Origin of the sequence: Kitasatospora sp. NPDC127060 (genome assembly GCF_042724935.1) — a bacterium.
GTDB lineage: Bacteria > Actinomycetota > Actinomycetes > Streptomycetales > Streptomycetaceae > Kitasatospora.
In genome coordinates, this window is the sequence record NZ_JBHXEG010000004.1 from 121,656 (window position 1) to 146,624 (window position 24,969).

At 74.8% G+C, this 24,969-nt stretch carries 20 protein-coding genes; 8 read left to right on the forward strand and 12 right to left on the reverse strand.

Features of this window, described 5'->3' with window-relative positions; genetic code table 11:
* Window positions 1-3: 3 nt before the first annotated feature.
* From egtD to ACFWIS_RS04470, 3 genes are all read left to right on the forward strand, one after another.
* Complete coding sequence (egtD, locus tag ACFWIS_RS04460) at window positions 4-975, forward strand: L-histidine N(alpha)-methyltransferase (RefSeq protein WP_380456463.1); 972 nt, start codon at window positions 4-6, stop codon at window positions 973-975.
* Between the two features lie 188 nt (window positions 976-1,163).
* Complete coding sequence (locus tag ACFWIS_RS04465) at window positions 1,164-2,588, forward strand: sugar porter family MFS transporter (protein WP_380456462.1); 1,425 nt, start codon at window positions 1,164-1,166, stop codon at window positions 2,586-2,588.
* A gap of 340 nt (window positions 2,589-2,928) precedes the next feature.
* On the forward strand, window positions 2,929-4,044 hold the full coding sequence (locus tag ACFWIS_RS04470) for a nitric oxide synthase oxygenase (RefSeq protein ID WP_380456494.1): 1,116 nt from the start codon (window positions 2,929-2,931) through the stop codon (window positions 4,042-4,044).
* A gap of 111 nt (window positions 4,045-4,155) precedes the next feature.
* On the opposite strand, the gene ACFWIS_RS04475 is transcribed toward ACFWIS_RS04470, so the two are convergent.
* A complete protein-coding gene (locus tag ACFWIS_RS04475) occupies window positions 4,156-4,800 on the reverse strand; it encodes a TetR/AcrR family transcriptional regulator (RefSeq protein WP_380456460.1) in 645 nt (214 codons plus the stop codon).
* Window positions 4,801-4,926: 126 nt separating this feature from the next.
* Here ACFWIS_RS04475 and ACFWIS_RS04480 point away from each other — a divergent pair, with 126 nt between their 5' ends.
* From ACFWIS_RS04480 to ACFWIS_RS04495, 4 genes are all read left to right on the forward strand, one after another.
* Complete coding sequence (locus tag ACFWIS_RS04480; RefSeq protein WP_380456492.1) at window positions 4,927-6,090, forward strand: acyl-CoA dehydrogenase family protein; 1,164 nt, start codon at window positions 4,927-4,929, stop codon at window positions 6,088-6,090.
* Window positions 6,091-6,118: 28 nt separating this feature from the next.
* Window positions 6,119-7,318 (forward strand): thiolase family protein, encoded by a 1,200-nt coding sequence (locus ACFWIS_RS04485; RefSeq protein WP_380456458.1) that lies wholly within the window; start codon window positions 6,119-6,121, stop codon window positions 7,316-7,318.
* A 173-nt stretch (window positions 7,319-7,491) separates the two neighbouring features.
* Window positions 7,492-8,250 (forward strand): 3-oxoacyl-ACP reductase FabG, encoded by a 759-nt coding sequence (fabG, locus tag ACFWIS_RS04490; protein ID WP_380456457.1) that lies wholly within the window; start codon window positions 7,492-7,494, stop codon window positions 8,248-8,250.
* Window positions 8,251-8,528: 278 nt separating this feature from the next.
* On the forward strand, window positions 8,529-9,935 hold the full coding sequence (locus tag ACFWIS_RS04495) for a S8 family serine peptidase (protein WP_380456455.1): 1,407 nt from the start codon (window positions 8,529-8,531) through the stop codon (window positions 9,933-9,935).
* Between the two features lie 188 nt (window positions 9,936-10,123).
* Here the strand turns inward: ACFWIS_RS04495 and ACFWIS_RS04500 are convergent, their stop codons facing one another.
* Window positions 10,124-12,370, reverse strand: a complete 2,247-nt coding sequence (locus ACFWIS_RS04500) for a hypothetical protein (RefSeq protein ID WP_380456453.1) — start codon at window positions 12,368-12,370, stop codon at window positions 10,124-10,126.
* 171 nt (window positions 12,371-12,541) lie between these two features.
* Between ACFWIS_RS04500 and ACFWIS_RS04505 the strand changes: the two genes are divergently transcribed.
* Complete coding sequence (locus ACFWIS_RS04505; protein WP_380456452.1) at window positions 12,542-13,066, forward strand: HAD domain-containing protein; 525 nt, start codon at window positions 12,542-12,544, stop codon at window positions 13,064-13,066.
* Window positions 13,067-13,179: 113 nt separating this feature from the next.
* Here the strand turns inward: ACFWIS_RS04505 and ACFWIS_RS04510 are convergent, their stop codons facing one another.
* From ACFWIS_RS04510 to ACFWIS_RS04555, 10 genes are all read right to left on the reverse strand, one after another.
* Complete coding sequence (locus ACFWIS_RS04510; protein ID WP_380456450.1) at window positions 13,180-17,235, reverse strand: LysM peptidoglycan-binding domain-containing protein; 4,056 nt, start codon at window positions 17,233-17,235, stop codon at window positions 13,180-13,182.
* Window positions 17,235-17,693, reverse strand: coding sequence for a TadE/TadG family type IV pilus assembly protein (locus tag ACFWIS_RS04515; protein WP_380456449.1), 459 nt, complete (start codon window positions 17,691-17,693; stop codon window positions 17,235-17,237). The genes ACFWIS_RS04510 and ACFWIS_RS04515 overlap by 1 nt, the downstream gene beginning before the upstream one ends.
* 173 nt (window positions 17,694-17,866) lie before the next feature.
* Window positions 17,867-18,445 (reverse strand): TadE/TadG family type IV pilus assembly protein, encoded by a 579-nt coding sequence (locus ACFWIS_RS04520; RefSeq protein WP_380456447.1) that lies wholly within the window; start codon window positions 18,443-18,445, stop codon window positions 17,867-17,869.
* The gene (locus ACFWIS_RS04525) at window positions 18,442-18,816 is read right to left on the reverse strand and encodes a TadE/TadG family type IV pilus assembly protein (protein ID WP_380456445.1); all 375 of its coding nucleotides are present in this window, start codon (window positions 18,814-18,816) and stop codon (window positions 18,442-18,444) included. Before ACFWIS_RS04525 ends, ACFWIS_RS04520 begins: the two co-directional genes overlap by 4 nt.
* A gap of 44 nt (window positions 18,817-18,860) precedes the next feature.
* On the reverse strand, window positions 18,861-19,154 hold the full coding sequence (locus ACFWIS_RS04530; RefSeq protein ID WP_380456443.1) for a hypothetical protein: 294 nt from the start codon (window positions 19,152-19,154) through the stop codon (window positions 18,861-18,863).
* Window positions 19,155-19,203: 49 nt separating this feature from the next.
* Window positions 19,204-20,082 (reverse strand): hypothetical protein, encoded by an 879-nt coding sequence (locus ACFWIS_RS04535; RefSeq protein WP_380456441.1) that lies wholly within the window; start codon window positions 20,080-20,082, stop codon window positions 19,204-19,206.
* Complete coding sequence (locus tag ACFWIS_RS04540; protein WP_380456439.1) at window positions 20,079-21,053, reverse strand: type II secretion system F family protein; 975 nt, start codon at window positions 21,051-21,053, stop codon at window positions 20,079-20,081. Before ACFWIS_RS04540 ends, ACFWIS_RS04535 begins: the two co-directional genes overlap by 4 nt.
* On the reverse strand, window positions 21,053-22,678 hold the full coding sequence (locus ACFWIS_RS04545; RefSeq protein WP_380456437.1) for a CpaF family protein: 1,626 nt from the start codon (window positions 22,676-22,678) through the stop codon (window positions 21,053-21,055). Before ACFWIS_RS04545 ends, ACFWIS_RS04540 begins: the two co-directional genes overlap by 1 nt.
* Window positions 22,668-24,083: a hypothetical protein gene (locus ACFWIS_RS04550; protein WP_380456435.1), complete on the reverse strand. Its 1,416-nt coding sequence runs from the start codon at window positions 24,081-24,083 to the stop codon at window positions 22,668-22,670. Before ACFWIS_RS04550 ends, ACFWIS_RS04545 begins: the two co-directional genes overlap by 11 nt.
* On the reverse strand, window positions 24,083-24,940 hold the full coding sequence (locus tag ACFWIS_RS04555; protein ID WP_380456433.1) for an SAF domain-containing protein: 858 nt from the start codon (window positions 24,938-24,940) through the stop codon (window positions 24,083-24,085). Before ACFWIS_RS04555 ends, ACFWIS_RS04550 begins: the two co-directional genes overlap by 1 nt.
* Between the last annotated feature and the right edge of the window lie 29 nt (window positions 24,941-24,969).

The following is a 24,969-nucleotide window of genomic DNA, read 5'->3' on the forward strand; positions in this document are numbered from 1 at the left end:
GTCATGGACACATTCGATCTCACCCGGCTGCTGCCCGCCGACCACTTCAGCACGGCGCTGCACCACGACGTCCGGCACGGGCTGACCGCCGAGCCGAAATGGCTGCCGCCGAAGTGGTTCTACGACGCCCGGGGCAGCGAGCTGTTCGAGGAGATCACCCGGCTGCCCGAGTACTACCCGACCCGCGCCGAGCGGGCCATCCTCACCGCCCGGGCCGACGAGATCGCCGCCGCCACCCGCGCCCGCACCCTGGTCGAACTGGGCTCCGGCTCCTCCGAGAAGACCCGGCTGCTGCTCGACGCGCTGCGCTCGACCGGCGACCTGGAGGCCTACGTCCCGGTGGACGTCAGCGAGAGCGCGCTGGTCGCGGCCGGCACCGCGCTCGCCGCCGAGTACCCGGGCCTGGCCGTACACGGGGTGCTGGCCGACTTCACCGCCCGGCTCGGCCTGCCCCCGGACGGCGGCCCCCGACTGATCGCCTTCCTGGGCGGCACCCTCGGCAACCTGCTCCCGCAGGAGCGCGCGGTCTTCCTGCGCGGCCTGCGGGCCGCCCTCGACCCGGGCGACTTCCTGCTGCTGGGCACCGACCTGGTCAAGGACCCGGCGGTGCTGGTCGCCGCCTACGACGACGGCGCCGGGGTGACCGCCGAGTTCAACCGCAACGTGCTCAACGTGCTCAACCGCGAGCTGGGCGCCGACTTCGACCCCACCGCGTTCGAGCACGTCGCGCTCTGGGACCGGGAGCAGGAGTGGATCGAGATGCGGCTGCGCTCGCTGCGCTCGCAGACCGTGAAGATCCCGGCCCTGAACCTGCCGGTGCACTTCGACCGGGGCGAGGAGCTGCGCACCGAGGTGTCGGCCAAGTTCACCCGGGAGCGGGTGAGCGGGGAGCTGGCGGCGGCCGGACTGCGGCTGACCCACTGGTGGACCGACCCCGAGGGCCGGTTCGGGCTCTCGCTGTCCGCCCCGGCGTGAGCCCGCCCCGGCGCACCGGGCCGAAGCGGCCCGGCCGCGGCGGCGACAGCAGCGGGGGGGCTCAATTTGCTTGTTCACCTTACGAATTCTCAGAGCAAAAATTGAGGCTCCCCGTCTACAAGGCTTGAACGAACAGGGGTTACGATCTCGGCTACCGAGCTCAGCGTTGAGTACCAGGAGTCAAGATCGTGAGCGTCACCCAGAAGCCCTCCGGGGCGACCGAGGCCACCGCGCCCGGCCGCCTCGGCTTCGTTGTCTTCATCACCGCGGCCGCAGCCCTCGGCGGCTTCCTCTTCGGCTACGACAGCTCCGTGATCAACGGCGCGGTCTCCGGCATCCAGGGGAAGTTCGGGGTCGGCAGCGGCGAGACCGGCCTGATCGTGTCCTCCGCGCTGCTGGGCTCCGCGGTCGGCGCCGCGCTGGCCGGCCGGTTCGCCGACCGCTACGGCCGCATCAAGGTCATGAAGGCCGGCGCGCTGCTGTTCGCGGTCAGCGCCGTCGGCTCGATGGTGCCGTTCTCGCCCTGGGACCTCGCCCTGTGGCGCGTCCTCGGCGGCGCGGCCATCGGCATCGCCTCGGTGATCGCCCCGACCTACATCGCCGAGGTCGCGCCGACCAAGTACCGCGGTCGGCTGGCCTCCTTCCAGCAGGCCGCGATCGTGCTCGGCATCGCGATATCCCAGCTGGTCAACTGGGTGCTGGCGGACGCCGCCGGCGGCGACACCCGCGGCCGACTGCTCGGCCTGGAGGCCTGGCAGTGGATGCTCGGCGTCTGCGTCGTCCCCGCCGTGGTCTACTTCGTGCTGGCCTCGGTGATCCCCGAGTCCCCGCGCTACCTGATCCAGGCCGAGCGCCTGGACGACGCCCGCAAGGTGCTGGCCGAGGTCGAGGGCGAGGGCGTGGACGCCGACGCCCGGATCGCCGAGGTGCAGTCACTGATCGCCTCCGACCACCGCCCGCGCTTCCGCGACCTGCTCGGCGGCCGTTTCGGCCTGCTCCCGATCGTCTGGGTCGGCATCGGCCTGTCGGTCTTCCAGCAGCTGGTCGGCATCAACGTGATCTTCTACTACTCGTCGATCCTGTGGCAGTCCGTCGGCATCGACCAGAGCAACTCGCTGCTGATCAGCTTCATCGGCTCGGTCATCAACATCCTCGGCACCGTGATCGCGATCCTGCTGGTCGACCGGATCGGCCGCAAGCCGCTCGCCCTGATCGGCTCGGCCGGCATGGCCGTCACCCTGGCCGCGGCCGGCTGGGCGTTCTCCTCCGCCACCGGCTCCGGCGACAACGTCTCGCTGCCCGACCTCCAGGGCACCGTCGCGCTGATCTCCGCCAACGCCTTCGTGCTGTTCTTCGCGATGTCCTGGGGCGTCGTCGTCTGGGTGATGCTCGGCGAGATGTTCCCGAACCGGATCCGCGCCGCCGCGCTGTCCGTCGCCGCCTCCGCGCAGTGGATCGCCAACTGGGTGATCACCGTCTCGTTCCCGTCGCTGTCGCGCTGGAACCTCTCCGCGACCTACCTGGTGTACGCGGCCTTCGCGGCCCTGTCGCTGGTCTTCGTGGCGAAGTTCATGAAGGAGACCAAGGGCGTCCGGCTGGAGGACATGGGCTGACCTGCCCCGCAGCAACCGGTCGTACAGTCTGACCTTCGGCCCCCGCACCCTAGCGCGCTCAGCGCGGGTGCGGGGGCCGAATCGTTCACTCCCTGCGCCGGGCCGGACACCTCCGGTACTCCTGGGCGGCAGGAGGGATGTGTCCTTGATCTTCAACCGGCTCCGTACCCGCAGAACCGCCACCGCCCCGAGCGGCGGCTGTCCGTACGCCCACACCCACACCGCGACGGCCTTCGCGCCACCCGTCGCGCCGTTCGCCGCCGAACCCGTCGCGCCACCCGTCGGCCGACTCACCGGTCAATTCGCCACGCCGCCCGTACCCCCGGGGCCACAGCCTCAACTGCCGCCCGCACCAGCGCCGTTCACCGATCCCGAGCAGGCCGCCGACTTCATCCGGCAGTTCCACCGCGAGCAGCCCGCGGCCGGCGACCCGGAGCCCCGGCTGCGGGCCGTGCGGGAGGAGATCGACCGCACCGGCGGCTACCGGCACACCCCCGCCGAACTCGCCTACGGCGCCAAGCTCGCCTGGCGCAACGCCGCCCGCTGCATCGGTCGGCTGTACTGGCGCAGCCTGGTGGTCCGCGACCTGCGCCACCTGTCCGCCGCCGACGACATCGCCGCCGAGTGCTTCGAGCACCTGCGGCTGGCGGGCAACGGCGGCCGGATCCGCCCGGTGGTCTCGGTGTTCGCCCCCGACCGCCCGGGCCGCCCGGCCGCGCGGATCCTCAACCAGCAGCTGGTCCGCTACGCCGGGCACCGGGTCGACGACGGCCCGCAGGGCGCCACCGTGATCGGCGACCCGGCGGGCGCCGCGCTCACCACCCGGGCCCGCGACCTCGGCTGGAAGTGCGCCGAGGACCGCTTCGAGGCGCTCCCGCTGCTGATCCAGGAACGGCCGGGCGAACGGCCCCGCTGGTACGAACTCCCCGACGACACCACCCTGGAGGTGCCGCTGAGCCACCCCGAGCACCCCTGGTTCGCCGACCTCGGACTGCGCTGGTACGCGGTGCCCGCGATCAGCGACATGACGCTGGAGATCGGCGGCGTCCGCTACCCCACCGCGCCGTTCAACGGCTGGTACATGGGCACCGAGATCGGCGCCCGCAACCTCGCCGACGCCGACCGCTACGACATGCTGGGCACCGTCGCCGACCGGCTGGGCCTGGACACCTCCAATGACCGCACGCTCTGGCGCGACCGCGCCCTGGTCGAGCTCAACCTGGCGGTGCTGCACTCCTTCCAGGAGGCCGGGGTGACGATCGCCGACCACCACACCGAGTCGGAGCGCTTCCTCAAGCACGTCGCCCAGGAGCAGCGGCTCGGCCGCCCGACCCCGGCGGACTGGAGCTGGATCGTGCCCCCGGTCTCCGGTGGGCTGACGCCGGTCTACCACCGGTACTACGACCCGGTGGACCCGGAGCAGCGGCCGGCCTTCCTGGCCCGCGAACCCTGGTAGCCCCGGGCCCTGGCGCACCTGGTCCCGCGCGCACCTGGTCCCGCGCACCCGGCCCACGCGCGCGCCCGGTCCGGTCCCGCGCGCCCGCTGCCGCGCGTCGGCCGCCGCGTGTCAGGAGCGCACGGCGAGGCGCTCGAAGCGCAGGGCGAGCCCGTCCAGCAGCGCCTCCAGGCCGGTCTCGAAGGCGCCCTCGTCGACCGTCCCCCGGTGCCCGGCGAGCCGGTGCGCCTCGCCGAGGTGGGGGTAGTCGGCCGCGTCGTAGACCTCGGCATCCGCCGGGAAGCCGGCCGCGAAGGAGGCCAGCGCGGAGCCGGTGACGAAGTAGCGCATCAGCGCGCCGATCCGGGTCGCCTGGCCGCGCGGCCATCCGGACTCGACCAGGTGTCCGAAGACGGCGTCGGCCAGGCGCAGCGCGTTGGGCCGGCGCCCCGGGCCCTGGGCGAGCACCGGGACGATGTTGGGGTGGGCGGCCAGCGCGGCACGGTAGGAGCGCGCCCAGTCGCGCAGCGCCTGCGGCCAGGGCGTGCCCGGGGTGCTGAACATCGACAGGTCGACTTCCCCGATGACGCTGTCCACCACCGCGTCCAGGAGTTCGTCCTTGGTGGCGAAGTGGTTGTAGAGCGACGGCCCGCTGACCGACAGCTCGGCGGCGAGGCGGCGGGTAGAGAGGACCTCCAGCCCCTCGCCGTCGATCAGCCGCAGAGCAGCGGCGACGATGCGGTCGCGGCTGAGCAGCGGGGTGCGCGGGCGGGCCATCGGGCGGTACCTCCGGTCGGGTGGGTGGGGACCGATTCTGACAGGTGCCCCTTCCCAGTACGGCGGGTCGGAGCTACAGTCCCCTCGTAAAACTTGCAGCGCTAGTTTATCGAGGTGGGCACCGTCGTGAACCTGGAGTTGTCCGAGGAGCAGGCCGCCGTCCGGGACCTCGCCGCCTCCTTCACCGACCGCGAGATCGCTCCGTACGCCGCCGAGTGGGACCGCGCCGAACAGGTGGACCGCGCGATCATCGGCAAGCTCGGCAAGGTCGGCTTCCTCGGCCTGACCATCCCCGAGGAGTACGGCGGCAGCGGCGGCGACCACCTCGCGTACTGCCTGGTGCTGGAGGAACTCGGGCGCGGGGACTCCGCCGTGCGCGGCATCGTCTCGGTCTCGCTCGGCCTGGTCGGCAAGTCGGTCAACGGCTTCGGGACCGAGGAGCAGAAGCGGCACTGGCTGCCCCGGCTCACCTCCGGCGAGGCACTCGCCTGCTTCGCGCTCACCGAACCCGGCACCGGCTCGGACGCCGCCAACCTCACCACCCGGGCCGTCCGGGACGGCGACGACTGGCTGATCAGCGGCACCAAGACCTTCATCACCAACGGCACCTGGGCCGACGTCGCCCTGGTCTTCGCCCGCACCGGCGGCGACCGGCCCGAACAGCAGGGTCACCGGGGCATCACCGCCTTCCTCGTCCCCACCGACCTGCCCGGCTTCGGCCGCACCGAGATCCACGGGAAGCTCGGCCTGCGCGGCCAGGCCACCGCCGAACTCACCCTGGACGCCGTCCGGGTGCCCGACAGCGCCCGGCTCGGCGAGCTCGGCAAGGGCTTCACGGTGGCGATGGCGGCCCTGGCAAAGGGGCGGATGTCGGTCGCGGCCGGCTGCGTCGGCATCGCCCGGGCCTGCCTGGAGGCGGCCGTCCGCTACGCGGGCGAACGCGAGCAGTTCGGCAAGCCGATCGCCTCGCACCAGCTCGTCCAGGAACTGCTGGCCGGCATCGCGGTGGACGTCGAGGCGGCCCGGCTGCTCACGTGGAAGGTCGCCGACCACATCGAACGCGGCCTCCCGTTCGCCACCGAGTCCTCCGTCGCCAAGCTCTACGCGAGCGAGGCCGCCGTCCGGGCCGCCAACAACGCGCTCCAGGTCTTCGGCGGCTACGGCTTCATCGACGAGTACCCCGTCGGCAAGTACCTGCGCGACGCCCGGGTGATGACCCTCTACGAGGGCACCAGCCAGATCCACCAACTGCTCATCGGGCGTGCCCTGACCGGCGTCAACGCCTTCTGACCCACCCCCCTTCGACAAGGAGCACGACGTGCGTCCCGTCTACTTCGCCGCAGCCCGCCGCACACCCATCGGCCGACTGCGCGGAGCGCTCGCCACGGTCCGGCCGGACGACCTCTCGGCCACCGTGCTGCGCGCCCTGCTCGCCGACGTACCCGCCCTCGACCCGGCCCGGATCGACGACGTCTACTGGGGCGCCGCCAACCAGGCCGGCGAGGACAACCGCAACGCCGCCCGGATGGCCGTCCTGCTGGCCGGCCTGCCGGAGACCGTCCCCGGCGCCACCGTCAACCGGCTCTGCGCCTCCGGCCTGGAGGCCGTCACCCTCGCCGCCCGGGCCATCGGCTCCGGCGAGGCCGAGGTGGTGCTGGCCGGCGGCTGCGAGTCGATGACCCGCGCGCCCTTCATCCTGCCCCGCCCCGACGAGGCGCTGCCGCACCGGATCGAGACCCACGACACCCGGCTCGGCTGGCGGCTCACCAACCCCCGGATGGCCGAACTGCACGGCGTGCTCAGCATGGGCGAGACCGCCGAGGAGGTGGCGGGCCGGTACGGCATCGGGCGCGAGCGGCAGGACGCCTTCGCGCTGCGCAGCCACCAGCGGGCCGCCGCCGCCCGCAAGGACGGGCACTTCGATGCCGAACTGGTCCCGGTCGAGCGGCCGGACGGGGTGACGGTGAGCCAGGACGAGGGCATCCGCGAGGACACCAGCCTGGCGAAGCTCGCCCGGCTCAAGCCCGCCTTCCGCCCGGACGGCACCGTCACGGCCGGGAACGCCTCGCCGATGAACGACGGCGCGGCCGGCCTCGTCCTGGTCAGCGAGGAGGCGCTGCGCGACCTCGGACTCCAGCCGCTCGGCCGCTACGTGGCCGGGGCCTCGGCCGGGGTGCACCCGGACGTCATGGGCATCGGCCCGGTACCGGCCACCGCCAAGGTGCTCGGCCGGGCAGGCTGGGACCTCGCCGACCTGGACACCGCCGAGCTCAACGAGGCCTTCGCCGCCCAGGCGCTGGCCTCCGCCGACGGCATCGGGTTCAGCCCGGAGCGGGCCGACGAGGTGGTCAACCCGAGCGGCGGGGCGATCGCCCTCGGCCACCCGCTGGGCGGCTCGGGCGCCCGCATCCTCACCACCCTGCTGCACCGCATGCGCCGCACCGGCGCCCGGCGCGGCCTGGCCACGATGTGCGTGGGTGTGGGGCAGGGTACGGCCGTGCTGGTCGAGAACGGCTGACGTCCGGGTCGGTTGACGTCCGGAGCAGCTGGCGCCCGGAGCGATCGACGTCCGGAACGCTGACGTCCGGAGCGATCGACGTCCGGAGCGATCGACGTCCGGAACGGCTGACGTCCGGAACGGCTGCGGCCGAGGACGTCCGAGGGAGTTTCCACATGAGCGGAGGAACTGACATGGCTCGATTCACGGGCAAGGTCGCCGTGGTGACCGGCGCGGCGCAGGGCATCGGGGCGGCCACCGCCCGCCGGCTGGCGGAGGAGGGCGCCGCGGTCGCAGTGGTCGACCTGACGGCCGAACGGGCGGCCGGGACGGTCGCCGAGATCACCGCCAAGGGCGGCACCGCCCGGGCCTACGGCTGCGACGTGGCCGACTACGACGCCGTCGAGGAGGTGTTCGCGCGGATCGCGGAGGACCTCGGCGGGCTGCACGTCCTGGTGAACAACGCCGGGATCACCCGGGACAACCTGTTCTTCAAGATGCCCAAGGCCGACTGGGACGCCGTCCTGACCGTCAACCTGACCAGCGCGTACAACTGCAGCCACGTGGCGCAGAAGTACATGGTGGCGCAGAAGTACGGGAAGATCGTCTCGCTCAGCTCGCGCTCCGCGCTGGGCAACCGGGGCCAGGCCAACTACGCGGCCGCCAAGGCCGGCATCCAGGGGCTCACCGCGACCCTGGCGATCGAGCTCGGGCCGTTCAACATCAACGTCAACGCCGTCGCCCCCGGCTACATCGCCACCGCGATGACGGCGGCCACCGCCGAGCGGGTCGGCGCCACCGCCGAGGACCACCAGGCCGAGGTGTCCGCACGCACGCCGCTGCGCCGGGTCGGGCAGCCGGAGGAGGTCGCCTCGGTGGTGTCCTTCCTGGCGAGCGAGGAGGCCTCGTACGTCAGCGGGCAGACGCTGTACGTCAACGGCGGCGCCCGGTAGTCGCCCCGACTGTGACGACTTCGATTGAAGTGCGGGGGTGCTGGGTAGATACGGTTAATATTCATTGAATATTACTGACGTGTCATCATATGGCCGTCCCAGGTGCGCGGTTACTTTTCCCTGGGACGGCCTTTACCTTTTCGCGTGGCCGATCATGACCATGCACCTGGTCAGCTGACCCCACCAAATGACTATGGCATGATCATGCGGCGCTCGATGGGATGTCCGAAACCGACCCGACCACCTCAGGTCGGGCCCTCTGCGTCCCAAGGAGTCCCATGGGCAGCCCCGCTACCCTCCGCCGTGCCCTGGCTCTGCTCGCCGTGGGGGCCACCGCCCTCACCGCCGGCACCGTTGCCGTCCCGGCCGTCGGCGCCGCGACCGCCGCCCCCGCGCACGACCTCTCGGGCGTCCACGTCCGCCCGGCCTCCTTCGGCCACCACCTCGCCACCACCCGCCCGGCGCCGCTGAGCACCACCCAGTGCGTCAGCCAGATCGGCATCCACTGCTACTCGCCGGTCCAGTACCAGGCCGCCTACAACCTGGGCCCGCTCTACCAGGAGGGCGTCACCGGCAAGGGCCGGACGATCGTCATCGTCGACTCCTTCGGCTCGCCGACCATCCAGCACGACCTGGAGGTCTTCGACAAGCAGTGGGGCATCAAGGACACCCAGGTCGAGGTGCGGAAGTGGGGCAACGTCCCCGCCTTCGACCCGAAGAACCCCGACCACACCGGCTGGGCCGGCGAGACCACCCTGGACGTCGAGTACGCCCACGCGATCGCCCCCGACGCGCACATCGTCCTGGTCGAGACCGGCGTCGCCGAGACCGAGGGCACCACCGGCCTGCCCGAGATGATGGACGCCGAGAAGGACCTCATCAAGAAGGGCGTCGGCGACGTCATCTCGCAGAGCTTCGGCGCCACCGAGAACACCTTCCCGGGCTACGACAAGGGCGACTTCAAGTCGCTGACCGACCTGCGCTACGCCTTCAAGGCCGCCGCCGACCGCAACGTCACCGTGCTCGCCGCCTCCGGCGACAACGGCGCGACCGACTCGCAGACCAACGGCACCGACCTGTACCCGTTCAAGGTCAACTCCTGGCCGTCCTCGGACCCGCTGGTCACCTCCATCGGCGGCACCCAGCTGACCCTGGACGACAGCGGCAAGCGCACCGCGGCCGACAAGGTGTGGCACGACAAGTCCGGCGCCGGCGGCGGCGGCGTGTCCGGCATCTTCCAGCGCCCGTGGTACCAGGCCGGCGTCGCGAACGTCACCGGTGCGCACCGCGGCACCCCGGACATCAGCATGAGCGCGGCCGTCGACGGTGCCGCCTGGACCTACGAGTCCTACGACCCGACCGCGGTCGGCTGGCACCTCACCGGCGGCACCAGCGAGGCCACCCCGCTGTTCTCGGGCATCGTCGCGCTCGCCGACCAGCTCGCCGGCCACCGCCTCGGCCAGATCAACCCGAGCCTGTACGGCCTGAGCCTGCTGCCGAGCAAGTGGAGCGGCATCGTCGACGTCAAGGACGGCGACAACGGGTGGGGCGGCGTCACCGGCTACAACGCCACCGAGGGCTACGACCTCTCGAGCGGCCTGGGCACCATCGACGGCGCCAAGTTCGTCCACGCGCTCGCGGGCGACCTCCTGGGCAACGACGACAGCCAGGGCGACGAGCAGTAAGCAGCTGGTCGGGTGGGCGCTCGTGGCCGCGCTCGGGTGGCGGCTGACGAGTGAGCTGACACGTGACAGCTGACAGATAACAGCGAACGGATGACAGATTTCAACATCTGTCATCCGTTCGCTGTTTTCTGTTCGCCGTTCGCTGGTCTTCGACGGCGCCGGGGGCCGGGGGCCGGGGGCCGCCCGGCTCAGGCCTGGTCGGCGCCCGCCGGGGCCGCCGCCAGCTGCGCCAGGTAGCGCTCGGCGGCCCGGAGCTTGCGGTTGTCCCGGCCCGGGAGGAAGGCCCGCAGCTCGATGATCTCCGGGGCGATGCGGATGGCCTCAGCCCGGTCCGTGATCGAACGCCAGCAGGCCTCGGCGTTGGTGGCCGCCCGCTGGGCCTCCGGGTCCTCCGCCCCCTGCGAGCGCAGCAGCGTCAGCGCCACCTCGCGGTAGATGCTGGCCGCCTCGGCGGTCCGGCCCGCCAGCCGGCAGACGTGGGCGCGCACCTGACGCACCTGGAGCACCGTCTCGGAGACCGCCCCGTGCTCGGCGATCGCCTCCAGCTCCAGGGCGAAGGCGAGGTCGGTGGCGGCGGCGTGGTCCCCGGCGTCGGCGCTGCGGACGATCCGTCCGATGACCTCGCGGTAGTCCTCGCGCGGCGCGCCGGCAGCCGGGGCGCCCGCCTGCCGGTCGGCGGGCGCCTGGGCCTGAGCGGGTGCCTCGGGCTGAGCCGGCTGAGCGAGCTGAGCGGGCTGAGCGTCGACCGGAACCTCGTCCTGGGGCACCTCGACCTGCGGCTCCTCCGCGACGGGCACCTCCGCCACCTCCGCGACGGGCACCTCATCGGCCGGCACCTCATCGGCCGGGACCTCGTCTGCCGGGACAGCGTCGTCCGGCACCTCACCGGTCGGCACCTCGTCCTGCGGCTCCACGGCCGTCGGCAGTGCCTCGGCCGGGACGGCGTCCCAGGGCTCCTCGGTGAACTCCCCGGCCGCCACAGCCAGGTCAACGGCCTCAGCCGCCTCCGGAACGGCGTCCACGGGCTCCGGCCGGGCCTTGCGCAGGGTGACACCAGTCGACGGCACGGCCGCCTCCGCCACCACCACAGCACCGGCACCGGCGGCCTTGTGCAGGCTGACGCCCGACGGTGCCTCGGCAGGCTGCTCGCCCGCCTTCCGCAGGCTGACCGGGCGGGCCGGCCGCGGCGGCGTGGGCGGCACGCCGGGCTTGACCAGGTTCACCGGTCCGCCGACGGGCGTGACCGGCGCCAGGGCGTCGACCGGGGTTTCGGCCACCGGGGCCCCGGCTGACGGGACTTCGGCCACCGGGGCCCGCTCGACCACGGCGTCCCGGGGCTCCGCCTGGCGCGGCAGCGGCGGTGCGACGGGCAGCGCCGGCTCGGCCGGCGCCGCGTCCATGACCGGACGCGGGTCCGGCACCGGCAGCAGGACGTCGGCGGCCGGGGCCTCGCCCCGCCGGGCGGTGTTACGGAAGACCGGGCGGTCCGGGGTGTGGGTGGCCAGGATGACCACGTCCGGCCGCAGCACCGAGTACACCTGCTGGCGCAGCTGTTCGGGAGCGAGCACCTCGCCCGCGCCCGGGCGTCCGCCGTGCAGGGCCTCGATCAGGGCGCGGGTGAAGGTGCCGATCTGCTCCGGGTCCGGGCTGACGACGGCCCACAGCGGGAGGCCCTCGCTGAGCGGAGAGATGGTGCCCTGGAGGTACGGCCAGGCGTTCTGGTCGGCGCTCAGGTCGGCGATGACCAGGGTCTGCCACTCGGCCGGACGGTGGCTCAGTTCGGCGGCGAGGGCCTGCCAGGGCAGACCGTCCTGCCTGGAGTCGCGCAGGGTGAGCTGCAGCTGCCCGCCTCGCTTGTCGGCGACGACGTGCCCGCCCAGGTGGACCAGCAGCGGCCCGGGGTGCCGGGAGGCGGCGCGCAGGTGGGCGAGGACGGTGTGCGGGTCGCTGGCGCCGGGGAGGTGGACGGCGTCCACCGCGTCCGCGGCGAGCAGCACCTGCGGCGAGACGGCGGCGAGCATCGCCGACAGCACCGGCGCCTGGGTGGGGCCGCCCCGGCCCCAGGTGCGGCGGCCGGCGTTGCCGTAGCCGCCCTCGATCACCAGGATCCGGCCGCGCGGCGAGGCGCCCAGCCCGCCCGGAGCGGCCGGGGCCGCGGCCGCACCGGGGGCCGGCGGCTGCTGCGGCGCCGCCTGGGCGGGGGCGCCGGCGGCGGGCAGGCCGGTGAGGGTCCAGCCGGTGGGCGCGACCGGCGGGGCCGGCGGCACGGCCGGGGGCCCCGGGGGTGCGGCCGGGGGCACCGGCGGCTCGTACAGCGCGGCGGGCCCGGGCGGGTGCTCCTCCGCGGGCCGGTGGGCGAGCGGCGGTACGGCGTCCCAGGGGCCCGAGTCCGCTGCCGGCTCGGGACCTCCGGAAACAGCTGTCGTCTCCGCCATCTTCTGGTCACCGCCCCGCCCCGCCGCTGCCGCGGCGTCTGATGCCCTTGCTCTCGTGGTGCCTGCCACCACGTCCCGTGCGCGCCACCCTACGAGATCCCGGCACACCCGAGCCAGGCCGGGTGCCGATCGACGCACCACACCCCCCGCACCGGTGGCTATCGTGCCGTCATGACCGGTTCCGGCCCGCCCCTGCTGTTCCTCGACGTCGACGGCCCCCTGATCCCCTTCGGTGCCCCGCCCCCGGGCGGTTACCCCACCTACCCCGGCCCCGGCGCGGGGCCGGACGGCAATCCGCTGGTGGCCCGGGTGGCCCCGGGCCTGGGCCGGCGGCTGCTCGCCCTGCCCTGCGAACTGGTCTGGGCCACCACCTGGTTGACGGACGCCAACGATTGCCTCTCACCCCGGCTGGGCCTGCCCCGACTGCCGTACGTGGACCGGCCGACGGCGGACGAAGCGGATGAACCGGGCAACGGCATCGGAAGAGGAGCCCAACTGCACTGGAAGACCCGCGCCTTGGTCGACCGGGCCGCCGGCCGTCCGTTCGCCTGGGTGGACGACGAGATCACCGGGGCCGACCGCCGCTGGATCGAGGCCCACTCCCCCGCCCCCGCCCTGCTCCTCCGCATCGACCCCCAAGTCGGCCTCGCCGAAGCTGACTTCAGCACGCTCGACGCCTGGCTGCGCAGCGCCTGACCACACTCCCCCGCCCTGGTGTACGACGCCCCGGGAGTGACGACCACCCGGTCACCCCTACCGGATCGGACGGATCAACGGATCAGGGGTGACCGGGCGGGCGGCGGGCCGGTTCAGGACCCGGCGAGCAGGTCGCGCAGCAGGGCGACGGTGTCGGCGTCCAGGTCCCGGCCGGTGCGGCGGCTCAGTGCGTCGAGGCGGTTGACGGCGCGCAGCAGCTGGTCCCGCGCGCCCGCCGAGGCGTAGGCGTAGAAGAGGTCCCGGTGCAGGAGTTCGACGTCCGGGGCGACGGCGAGGCCGCGGAAGACGGCGGCCTCGGCGCTGCGGTGGTCGCCGTACTGGAGGCGGCGGGCGGCCAGTTCGTGGGCGGTGTCGACGATCGCGGCGATCATGTCCTGGCGCTCCGCCTCGGCCCAGCCGAAGGACGCGGGCGGGGCCTCGGCGAACGGGGCGCCGCGGACCAGGGCCAGGGCATGGGCGAGAGCGGCGTCCGCGGTGGCACTGGTGCTGCGCATGCCGCGCCGGTAGAGGCTGCGGAACTCGTCCCAGTCGCAGGTGACGGTCGGGGCGAAGGTGTAGCCGTCGGTGGTGTCGGTGGGCAGGTAGGCGCGACCGTCGGGCGTGGTGCCGAACCAGGCCGCCAGGTCGGCGAGTTTGGCCGGGAGCGGGCTCTTGGCATCGGACGCGGTGGGGTGCGGGTCGAGGTGGGCGGCGCCCGGGTGGAGGTCGTGGTCGAGCGCGTGGTGGTCGGCACCGGGCCGCAGCGCGAGGTAGACGGCGAGTTCGGTGAGCCGGGGCAGCGCGCCGGGTTCGACGGCGCCCGGGGTGCCGGCCACGTCGACCGGGCCGAGCAGCCGGATCCGGGGGGCGTTGCGCGGGGTGTGGGCCTCCGGGGAGCGGAGGATGGCGAGCAGGTCGTCGCAGTCGCTGCGTCCGGCGGTGGCCCGGGCGACCGGCGCGGTGGCGGCCGGGCCGGGCTCGACCGTCGCCTCATGATCAGCACCGGAGGAGCCGGACGAACCGGAGGAGCCGGACGGGCCGGACGGGCCGCCGGACGGGCCGGGGGCGGCCTCCGGACGGGTCGGCACGCGCGGATCGGTGCCGGTGGGCGCGGGCGCGCTCTGGTGCGTCGGCGCGGGCTCGACCGGCGCCGCGGGAACCGCCGACACCACCGGCACCACCGGCACCGCGGGAGCTGCGGACGTCTGCGGGGCCACGGGTTGTACGGGCTGGACGGGGAGCAGCGCGCCCGATGCCTCCGCCGGGGCCGCCTCCGCGCCCCCGCCCGCCTCCGCGGCGTCCTCCGCCGGCTCCGGCTCGGCCGACTCGGCAGGTGCGCCCGGCAGCCGAAGGTCCCGGGTGGCCTCGTCAGCGGGCTGCTCCGTCCCGGTGGCCGCCTGCCGCCCCTGTCCGTTGACGGCGGACCGCGTCGACCCGGTCGGCACCGGAGCCGGCAGGGACGCGGGACCGGGAACAGGCACAGCAGGCGCGGGAGCGGGCACGGGCGCGGGCGCCACCGGGTCAGTGCCCGCGAACGGGCTGGCGCCGGTCCCGATCACCCGGGCCGGCAGCCGGGGTCCGGCAGCCGCCCCAGCCCCCTCCTCGGCCGTCCCGCCCGGGGCACCGACGGCGGCCAGCACCGGTACGGCGAAGGGCAGTTCGGTGGTGTCGGGGTCCTCGTCCGGGTCGAGGCCGGGACCGTCCAGGGTCCAGGCGGGCGCCGGGTGCTGGGTGGTGTCGTCGGCGGCCCGGAGCAGTTCGGCGACCTGGTCGTACTGGTGGTCGTCCAGTCGCTGGAGCTCGACGGTCAGATGCAGGCCGGGGACGGCGGCCTGGCCGGTGGTGGGCAGGGTCCAGCGGGCCACCGGTCCGGTGCCGCGCTCCGGAGCGCGGGTGATCACGGCGACGCAGGTGCGCGGCCGGGCGTCCAGCAGGCGGCCGAGCTCGGCGGGGGTGTCTCCGCCGGGCTGCTGGGCGCAGAGGACGATCTCGGGCACCCAGGACTCGTCCGCCTGGCCCCGGCTGCGGGCCTCGCGCGGACTGGCGGCCTCGGCCGCGACCAGGGTGGCCCGGGCCTTGGCGGTGCGCGGGCCGAGGGCGGCGAGCGCCGCCTCCAGGGTCGGGTGGCGGTGGACCCGCTCGGCGGCCGGTCCGCTGATCGGCACCTCCTCGGCGAGGTCCACCAGGTGCAGGTGAAGCCGGTCGGCCAGCGGGCTGTGGGCGAGTTCGACGGCGAGGGTGCGCAGCACGGCGCGGGCGTCGTCGGGGTGCCCGGACAGGTGGAGCAGCCGGACGGCCTCCAGGTCGGCGAGCACCACCGAGCCGTCCGGCGAGGTGCCGAGGGTGACCAGCGCGGGGTAGGGCGCGGCGGTCTTGCGGGCCTGGGCGGGGCTCAGCAGGTCGCCGGACTCCTCGCTGCACCACCAGACGTTGGCGGCGTGCGCGGCGCGGAACGGGGCGATCGGTGTGGCCGGGCCGGAGAGGTGCAGCTCGATGGTGTGGTCGGGGGTGATCCGGGCCGCGACGATCGCGGGCAGCCGCTTGCCACCGCGCAGGGTGTTGCGGGCCAGGGTGCGCAGGGCACGGTCCAGCAGTTCCAGGCCGACCCGGTCCTGGCGGACCATCAGCTCGTTCTCGAAGGCGGCGGCCTCGGCGTCGGGCATCGCGATCCGGTGCCCGGGGCGGCGGCCGCGCAGCTGGGTGCCGCGCTTGTAGGCGACGGTGCCGACCATGACGGCGGCGAGCAGTACGCCCACGGTGGAGGCGGCGAGGGCGACGCTGTAGTCGTCGCTGGGCGCCGGGTCGGCGTGTGCGGCGGGGGCGGGCGCCGGGGTGTGGGCGGGGGTGTGGTTCGGCGCCGGGGCCTGGGTGGCCGGGGTCTGCTCGGGCGTGGTGGCCGGAGCGGGCGTCGCGGCCGGAGCGGGCGTCGCGGCCGGTGCGGGCGCGGGCGCCTGCTCGGGTGTGGTGGCCGGAGCTGGTGTGGTGGCCGGGGTGGGAGTGGCCGAAGGTGCGGGCGCGGGCGTCTGGTCGGCCGGTGCGGCCGCACCGGGCACGGTGAGCACCATTCCCGGCTCCAGCACGTCCGGATCGGTCAGTCGCTCCCCGTCCGGCGCCTGCACGCCCTTGTTGGCCTCGAACAGCTTCGGCCAGGCCTCGGCGTCCCCCAGCTCCCGCTGGGCGATCGCGGACAGGCTGTCCCCGGACTGGACGGTCACCGTCTTCGGGCCGCCCGCCGGCGGCTCCGTCCCGGCCTGCGGCACCTGCGCCGGAGCCGGGGTCTGCGCCTGGCCGGGCGCCGGGGCAGGGGCGGGGGTGGGCGCCTGCGCGGGGGCCCGGGCGCCGTCCGGCTTGGCGTCGGCCGGCATCAGCAGTTCCCAGCCGGGCTGGATCGGCCGCTCCGCGTCGAAGCGGACGCCGGAATCGTCCATCGCCCGGCCCTCGTTGAGCTTGGCGATCTCCACCCAGCGTTCCCCGGAGCCCAGTTGGCGCTCCGCGATGGACCACAGGCTGTCCGCCGGCCGGCTGTCCCGCACCGTGTAGGTGGGGCGCTGGTCCGCCGCCGGGGCGAGGGCGGGTGCGGGCTGGGCGGCGGGCAGCGCGGCCCGCTGCACCCCCGGGGTCAACTGCGCCTGGGCGGCGGGGGCGTGGGCCAGTTCGGGCACCGCCGCGAAGGCCGAGCCGGCCACCGGCAGCAGCGCGAGCACCGAACCGACCAGCCCGGCGGCGAGCCGCTGGCTCCAGCCGAAGGCCGGGATCCGGCGGGCGATCCGGCCGCGCAGCTGGGCGGGAATCTCCAGCAGGACGGAGAGCGCGAAGCACGCCCAGGCCAGCCAGCCGACCACCACCAGCAGCCAGAGGAACAGTCGGCCGTCGTCCGGGCTGGTGAGCGCCTCGCCCACCCCGCCGGTGGCCACCTCGCCCATCGAGGCGACCGCCTGGGTGCCGTACAGCAGCAGGGCGGGGACGCCGATCAGCAGGGCCAGCAGGGTGACCAGCGCGGCGAGCGCGGTGACCAGCGCGCCGCTGCGGCCGCGTCCGGCCCGGCGCCCGCGGGCGTGCCCCCTCACGGTTCGCATCCCGTCCTTCCCGGTTCCGCCCGGGCCGGTGCCGGGCCCGCCGGTACGGGCCTGGGCGGTACGGGCCTTGTCCTTGGCACGTGGCGCGGCCATCAGTCGGTCTCCGCTTTCTCGACTCCGTGGACGAGGGTCGCACTGCCCCTGCCCGTTACCTTCCGCTCCCCGAGGGCGCCCAGCAGCACCGGCCGGTAGTCGGCCTGCACGGTGACGGTGACGACCTTGTCCTCGCTGGAGAACGTGACGTCGCCGCCCCGCAGATCGCAGGTGCGCAGATAGGCGTCGACGGCCTGCTGGACGTAGGCCCGCTGGACCTTGAAGCCCTTCCCCTGGAGCACCGCCGCCTGGTCGAGCTGCTGTCCGCCGACCCGCGCGGCCTCCTGGGCGCAGGCGTCGGTGCGTTCGGCGACCCGCAGTCGGCCGCCCGCGTCGATCACCAGCGCGATGACGAGCACCAGGTAGGCCGCGCAGATCGCCACGAAGAGGGCGACCGCGCCCCGGTCGGACCGCCGCCCGGCCGGGCGGGGACCACGACCCCGCAGTCGACTCAACACGCGCACCCCCTCCCCCCGATCCGCACGATGCCTCCCCACCGGCTCCCCACCGGGCGCCCCTCGGTGCCGTTGTGTCATCCCCCGAGCGCTCTCCGCTTGCGTCTCCCCCGCACGGGCCGTCCCCAATCCCCCTGCCGCGCCCGTTGCGGGCCGTGCGCCGCCGGTTGCTGCCGTCATGTGCCGCGGTAGCGGTCCAACACGGAGGTGAACTCCCCCCGGAGCTGCTTCGTCACCGGCACACCGGACGGTCCGCCGACCAGGTCGGCGAGTTCGACCTCGCAGTACACGGTGACCCTGATGGTCCGCACCTGGCCGTCCGTCAGGTCCAACACGCCCCGCTCGACGTCCACGCGCGAGGTGCGGCAGGCCACGCCCTGCTGGCCCAGCGCCGCGAGGGCGGACTCCTTGGCCGCCTTGTCCCCCTCGGCGTCGCTACGCTGCAGCGAGCCGGTCCGGGCCCCGGTGCGGGCCGCGGCCTCCACGGTGCCGGCCGCGGTCTGCACCCGTCCGGCGGCGATCGCCAGCAGGACCAGCCCGACCACACCCGGGACGACGATCGCCGCTTCGATCGCGATCCCGCCCCGGTCCGGCCGGCGCAGCAGCCGCCGCCACCCCGACCGCCGTCCCGACCGCTCGGCCAGCCGCTCATCCGTCCGCCGTCCCGGCCCCCGGCCCGCCCGCCGTCCCGACCGCGACCGCGCGGCGTCGCGGGCCCGCCCCCGGCCCGCGTCGTCGGCGTCCGCGCGCCTCACGGCGTCACCACCGGCGGGACGAAGCGCTCGCGCGGCGCCTCGGCGAACTGGCGGAGGCTGGGGCCGGTGAGCCCCGGTATCAGCAGCGGGGGCGTCAGTTCCACGGTGACCTTGATCGTCTCGTCCGTGCTGCCGTCCGTCCACACCCGGTACCCGTGCACGCCCTGCCGGTCCAGGAAGTCCCCGGCCTGCCGCCGGGCGGCCTCGTTCTTCACCTGCTCCTTCGCGACGCCCTGCACCCGGCCGGCGTCCACGCCCTCGCGGGCGGCGGTGAGCGCGACCTGCCGGTCGTACCAGATCAGCGCGGCCTGGACGACGAGCAGCAGGAGCAGCAGGACGACCGGGAAGACGATGGCCAGGCTGATGGACATCGACCCCCGGTCGCCGCGGCGGCGGAGCACGCGAAGCAGGCCGGTCACTTGGTGGCGCCACCCGCGCCGCCCGCGCCGCCGGGCAGGTTCGGGTCCTGCTCGACCTTGGTGACGACCTTGTCCTTCAGCAGGTAGAGCGCGGTCGCGACGGCCCCCGCGACGAACACCAACGCGATGATGGCGAGGGCGAGTTCGATGCTGATGGCGCCGCGGTCGCCGCGCGCCCGGGCGGCGCGCAGCCGGCCCAGCCGCAGGGTGAACAGCAGCAGGGCGAACTGCACCGGCAGCAGGACGGGCCGCAGCACCCGGCCCGCCAGCTGGACGAGTCGTACGGTCATCGGGGTCTCCAAAAAGTGTGATGTAGTGTCAGCTACTCGACGGAGCTGGTCAGTTGAGCATCTGGTGGAGCGCTGGGAAGACGATCAGGACGGTCATCAGCAGAGTCAGTGCCGCGCCGGGGGCGACCATCCGCTCGCTGTCGGCGTTGGCGCGGGCCAGGTCCTCGGCGAGCAGTTCGCCGCGCAGGCCCTTGGAGCGGGCCCGAAGGGTGTCGTACACGGCGGCGCCGTCGGTGCCCGACAGCCGCATGATGTCGGCCACGTCCTGGAGCGGGCTGAGTCCCAACTCCTCTGCCAGCGCGTCGAGTCCGGCCCACGGCGGGAGCCGGTCGGTGGCGGCCCGCTCCAGGGCGTCGCGGATCCGCCGGAACACCGCGCCCTGCCCGACCGAGGCGGCCCGGCGCAGCGCCTCGGCCGGTCCGCAGTCGGCGGCCCGCTCCAGGGCGACGAGTTCCAGGTAGGCGGCGATGCCGTGCAGGTACTCGGTGCGGGCCTCCTTGGCCTCGCCGCGCACCACGGCGTCCGGGACGAACCAGAGCAGCCCGGCCAGCAGCGGCCCGGCGACCAGCGGCAGGGCGAACGGCAGTCCGATGTCCATCAGCACGGCCATCGCGCCCAGGTAGGCGGGCAGCAGCAGGCCGAGCGCGGCGAACAGCAGCTTGTGCACCATGAACCGGGCCGGAGTGCGGCCGATCAGGGCGAGTTCGCGGCGCGGGATCGTCATCCCGCGCAGGGTGAGCGAGCGCTCGCCGATCCGGTCGTACCAGCGCGGCCGGTCGTCCGGGTCCGGTTCGCGGTCCGCCGGGGTGCGGTGCAGCCGGTCCAGCGCCTGGCTTAGGTCCGGTGGTGCGGGCCGCAGTTCGGCGATCAGCAGGGCGAGGCCACCGGCCGCGACGGCGCCGGCCAGCACGGCCCAGGGGGAGATCACCGGACCTCCCCGAGCTGCTCGGCCGGCTCCGGCTCGGACCCGCGGGCCGGAGCGGAGCCGAGGCGGCGCCCGCCCTTGCTGCGCCGGTCCGGGGTGAGCAGCCGGGGCACCGGCGGGTGCGAGGCCAGGGCCCGCATCCAGGCGATGATCGCGACGAACAGGGCGGCGACCACGGCGAGCACGATCTGACCGAGGAAGGTCCCGTACGGGCGGGTGTACTCGGTGTTGAAGGAGCCGACGGTGACGACCAGCACGATGATGCCGACCAGCCAGCGGATGGTGGTGCGGTGCTTGGCCCGGTCGGCCTCGATGGCGCGGCGCTGGCGGACCTCCTCGCGCACCGAGTCGGCCATGTCGGAGAGCGTCCGGGCCAGGCCCGGTCCGCTGTCCCCGGCCCGCAGCACGAGCGCGGCGAGCACCTTGTCGGCAGTGGCGTCGGCCAGGCTGTCGGCGAAGGCGTGCAGGGCCTCCTCGGGCCGCCAGCGGGCCTGCAGCCGGGCGGCGAGTTCGCCGATCTCGTCCTCCAGGGCGGCGGGGGCGGTGCGGCGGCTGGTGACGATGGCCTGGTTGAGGCCGACGCCGAGCAGCAGCACGTCGGCGATCCGCTGGGTCCACTCGGAGAGCGCCTCCAGCCGCTCGATCCGGTGGGTGTCCGGGCGGGTGGTGTCGAACAGCCAGGGCAGGCCGAAGACGGCCAGCGGCACCAGCAGCGCGGTCAGCGGGACGGCGGTGAACAGCCAGGCCAGCGGCCCGCCGACGAGCGCCAGCGGCAGCTGGATCCGGCGCAGTCGCACCATCCGCATCGAGGCGCTGCCGGGGGCGCCGTACCAGAACACGTGGGCGCGGCCGGCCAGCGGGTTCTCCCGGCGGGCGGGCCCGTCCTCGGCGGCGGGTTCGCTGCCGCGGGCCCAGGCCACCAGGGCGACCAGGCCGCCGGCGACCGCCAGCCCGCACAGGGCGAAGAGCAGCATCACCGGGCGCCACCGCCGATCCGCAGCTGCAGCGGGGCGGCCCAACTCCCGTACCGGGAGCCGAGCAGGGAGGCGTCGAAGCCGGCCCGGCGCAGGTCGTCCAGGCACTGCGGCGGGGTGTGCGGGACGGCCCGCGGCTCGCCGAGGTCCGGCCGGGGGCCGAAGACGGTGTTCAGGGCGGGCCGGCCGCTCTCGCCGAGGCCGGTGACCTCCAGGACGTGGGAGACGAAGCGGTGCCGGCGGCCGCCGACGGCGGTCTCGTCGACCATGGCGACGTGCACGATGAGGTCCAGGGCGTTGGCGGTGAGCCGGTAGGCGAGCGCGTCGGTCATGTGCGAGCCGTACTCCAGGCAGAGTTCGGCGATCCGGTCGACCACCATGTGCGGGCCGCGGGCGTGCAGGGTGCACATCGAGCCGCCCTCGCCGTTGGTCATGACCCGCAGCATCGGGACGACCTCGCCGGAGCGGACCTCTCCGACGATGATCCGGGAGAGGGTCATCCGCAGCGCGGCCGGGATGAGGTCGCCGAGCGTCAACTCCCCGGCCAGGCGGCCCTCGACGCGCTCGCCGTTGCCCTCGCGGGCCTCCATCGGGACGACCTGGCGCAGGTGGCCGAGGGTGTGCAGCCAGAGCTCGAACTCCGACTCCAGGGTGCCGATCCGCTCGTCCGGCGGGATCTCGGCGGCCATCGCGCGCAGCAGGCTGGTCTTGCCGACGCCCTGGGTGCCGGTGATCATCACGTTCTTCCGGGCCCTGATCGCGGCGGCCAGGAAGGCGGCCAAGGTGTTGTCCAGGGTGCCGAGTTCGACCATCTCCGGCAGCGTCGCCGAGGCCACCCGGTGGCGCCGGATCGCCACGTACGGGCGGGGCGTCACCTCGGTGAGCGCCTGGAGTCGCATGCCGCCCTCCAGACGCAGGGCGAGGGTCGGACTGGCGGTGGACAGGCTGCGCTCGCCGCCGCCGTGCTGACGGGCCAAGTCCTGGAGCAGCTCGACGAGTTCGGCGTCACTGTCGGCCACCGGCGGGACCTGGCGCAGCGGTTGGTGCACCTTGGAGACCCAGACGTCGTCACAGCCGTTGACCAGGATGTTCTCGATGTCCGGGTCGTCCAGGTAGGGCTGGAGCCGGCCGGCCCGGAACAGCAGGTCGAAGACGGCCTCGGCGAGCGCGCGGTCCTGCTCCCGGGTGGGCGGGATGCCGTGGGTCTGGGCGTAGGCGTCGGACCAGCGGGCGACCGCCTCCTCGATCAGCGCCCGGCCGCGCTGGCGGCGGGTGGCGCGGTCCGGCTCGGCCCCGGAGGCGGTGGTCAACCGGGTGATCTGCTGGTGCAGTTCGGCCGCGACCTGGCGCTTGAGCTCGCGCGCGACCTGCGGATCGACGGCCGGCCGGGTGGCGGCGCCGCGCACGTCCAGCGAGGGCAGCTGGGAGGGCACCGCGGTGGGCCCGGCCGTCGAGCCGGCGGCGGCCGGGCTGACCGGCCCGGGGGCGACGGGCTGGTACGTCTGCTGCTGTTGCGGATGCGACTGCGGCTGCGGATGCGGCTGCCCGGTGGCCGGTACGGGTGCGGCCCAGGGCAGGGCGGCCGGGTCGGCCGTCGGGCGCTGATGCAGGGGGCTACCGCGCACGGAGCACCTCCCCGGGGTTGTACGGGTACTGGTCATCGTCCTGACGGTTCGTCACTGTCGGCTGCCGCAACTGGTACTGGTCGTCCTCGCCCTCCGGTCCGGAACCGTGACCGGACGCCTGACCGGAGGCGTGACCGGCCGACTGGACGTGCACCGGGAACGGTGCCGGGGCGGCGGGCTGCGGCGCCAGTCCGGCGAGCGGGGCGACCGGGCCGGTGGTGATCACCGGCGGGACGTACGAGGGCGGCTCGCCCTCCCCCGGGCCCTGGGCCGTCGGCCCGTAGCCACGCTGCGCGTGGCCGGGCTGCGCGTGGCCGGGCTGCGGGTAACCAGGCTGCGGGTAACCAGGCTGGGTGTGGCTGGACTGGGCGTAACCGGGCTGTCCGTAGCCGGACTGGGCGAAGGACGGCTGGCCCTGGCCCTCCCCGTACGCCGACTGCCCGTGGACGCCCTGCCCGTACGGCGCCGGCACCGGCACCGGCGGCGCGGGCGGCACCGGAGCGACGGGCCCCACCGGCACCGGCCCGACCGGTACGGGCGCGGCGACCGGAACCGGCCCGCCCGACCCGCCCGGGGCGACGGGAGCGCCTGGCGCCGCAGCCCCGGCCGTCGCGCCGGGCGCGAGCCGCTCCCGCCGGCGGCGGACCAGCAGCTGCACCTCGTCCGCCGCCGAGCGCGCCGTGCGCATCAGCTCCGAGCGGATGAACCGCCGGTCGGTGGTGTCCCCGCCGTCGGAGAGCACCCGTGCGGTGCGGGGGGCGTGCGGCAGCACCCCGAGCAGCGGCAGCCCGAACTCGCGCGACACCTCCGCGCCCGAATAGGGGCCTTCCGCGACCAGCAGCAGCCCGAGGGCGTCCGTGCCGGTCCCGGCGGCGGCGAGGTCCTCGCCGAGCGCGGCGAGCCTGGGGCGGGCGGCGCTGAGCCCGCGCAGGGTGCTGCGGACCGTCACCGCCACCGCGTCGGCGCGCCGGGCGAGCACCGCGCTGGTCCCGGTGGCGCCGGAGCGGCCGAGGTCGACGATGACGTCGTAGCCCTGCTGCTCGATGCCGTGCAGCAGTTCGGCGAGCGGCTCCCAGGTGTAGGTGAGGCCGGAGGCCTGGGCGGGGTCGGTGAGGCCGGGCAGCAGCAGCCGCTCGGCGTTGCCCTCGGGCGAGAGGTCGATCAGCTGCTCCCAGATGGTCTGGGCGAGCAGCCCGCGCCGGTCGGCGACGGCCAGGTTGCGCAGCCCGTACACCGCCTCGACCCGGCCCTCCAGGGCCCCGGCGAGCACCGCGCCGCCGTCCGGGTCGGCCTCGACCAGGACGATCCGCCGACCGGGCTGGAGCGGCCAGGCGAGCAGCAGCGCCAGGGCGGTGGTGGTCGCCCCGGGTGCGCCCGGGCCGCCGACCACCGCGATCACCGCCATCAGGCGCCACCCGTTCCGACCGGGGCCGAAGGCGCTCCGGCCCCGCCGGTGGGGGCTGCCCCGGTGGGTGCCGTCCCGGTGGTGGCCGCGCCGGACGGCGCCGGGCCGGTGGGGGCCGCCGAGGGCGCGGCCGGCGGGGCCCCGCCAGGGGTGGTGGCTCGCGGCGCCAGCAGCACCTGGATCCGTCCGCCGGCCACCCACTGGGCCAACCGGGGCCCGTCCGCCGCACCGACCGCCACGTCGATCACCTGGCTGCCGTCGGTGTCCACCCGGCCGACCGTGATGACCGTCGCGGCCAGCGAGTCGGGCCGCCCGTTGTCGGGGGTGTTGACCACGACGATCTGCACCCCGGGCAGCAGCCGGCTGGCGGGCAGCTGGGTGCGCCGGGCCGAGACGCCGACCACGATCTGACCGGGCTGCACCGTCAGGCCCTGGGCGAGGTCCGCGCCGGTCAGCATGGCGCCGCGCTTGAGGTCGGTGGCGGCCCGCAGGCCGACCGCCTTGGCCCGGTCCTGGGCGGAGACGGGGTGCAGCGCGGGGTCGCCGGCGATCCGGGCGACCACCAGGTCGTCATCGGTGATCACCTGCCCCCAGGGCACGTCCCGGGCCAGCGCCAGCACCGCGACCCGCTGGCCGGTGCTGTTGTAGAGCGCCGCGCCGCCGAGGCCGCCGGCCGCGATCAGCGCGACGGCCATCGCCAGCACCGCGGGGCGGCGGCGCCGGGCCCGCATGGTCCGCCCGGGGGTGTGCGGCGTGGCACGGCCCCGGCCCTGCTCCTGCTGCTCCGGTACCGCCACGGACACCGCGGCGCCCGCCGGTGTGCCGGATCCCGGCGTCGCGAATGTACGGTTCTCCACCGGGTTCCGCCCTTCCCTCGTACGCTTTC

Bases quoted from the DNA above. Each gene is read 5' to 3' on its own strand.
- egtD (WP_380456463.1), top strand. From the start codon at position 4: ATGGACACATTCGATCTCACCCGGCTGCTGCCCGCCGACCACTTCAGC.
- ACFWIS_RS04475 (WP_380456460.1), bottom strand. From the start codon at position 4,800: ATGGCCCGCCCGCGCACCCCGCTGCTCAGCCGCGACCGCATCGTCGCC.
- fabG (WP_380456457.1), top strand. From the start codon at position 7,492: ATGGCTCGATTCACGGGCAAGGTCGCCGTGGTGACCGGCGCGGCGCAG.
- ACFWIS_RS04495 (WP_380456455.1), top strand. From the start codon at position 8,529: ATGGGCAGCCCCGCTACCCTCCGCCGTGCCCTGGCTCTGCTCGCCGTG.
- ACFWIS_RS04500 (WP_380456453.1), bottom strand. From the start codon at position 12,370: ATGGCGGAGACGACAGCTGTTTCCGGAGGTCCCGAGCCGGCAGCGGAC.
- ACFWIS_RS04505 (WP_380456452.1), top strand. From the start codon at position 12,542: ATGACCGGTTCCGGCCCGCCCCTGCTGTTCCTCGACGTCGACGGCCCC.
- ACFWIS_RS04510 (WP_380456450.1), bottom strand. From the start codon at position 17,235: ATGGCCGCGCCACGTGCCAAGGACAAGGCCCGTACCGCCCAGGCCCGT.
- ACFWIS_RS04525 (WP_380456445.1), bottom strand. From the start codon at position 18,816: ATGTCCATCAGCCTGGCCATCGTCTTCCCGGTCGTCCTGCTGCTCCTG.
- ACFWIS_RS04530 (WP_380456443.1), bottom strand. From the start codon at position 19,154: ATGACCGTACGACTCGTCCAGCTGGCGGGCCGGGTGCTGCGGCCCGTC.
- ACFWIS_RS04540 (WP_380456439.1), bottom strand. From the start codon at position 21,053: ATGCTGCTCTTCGCCCTGTGCGGGCTGGCGGTCGCCGGCGGCCTGGTC.
- ACFWIS_RS04550 (WP_380456435.1), bottom strand. From the start codon at position 24,083: ATGGCGGTGATCGCGGTGGTCGGCGGCCCGGGCGCACCCGGGGCGACC.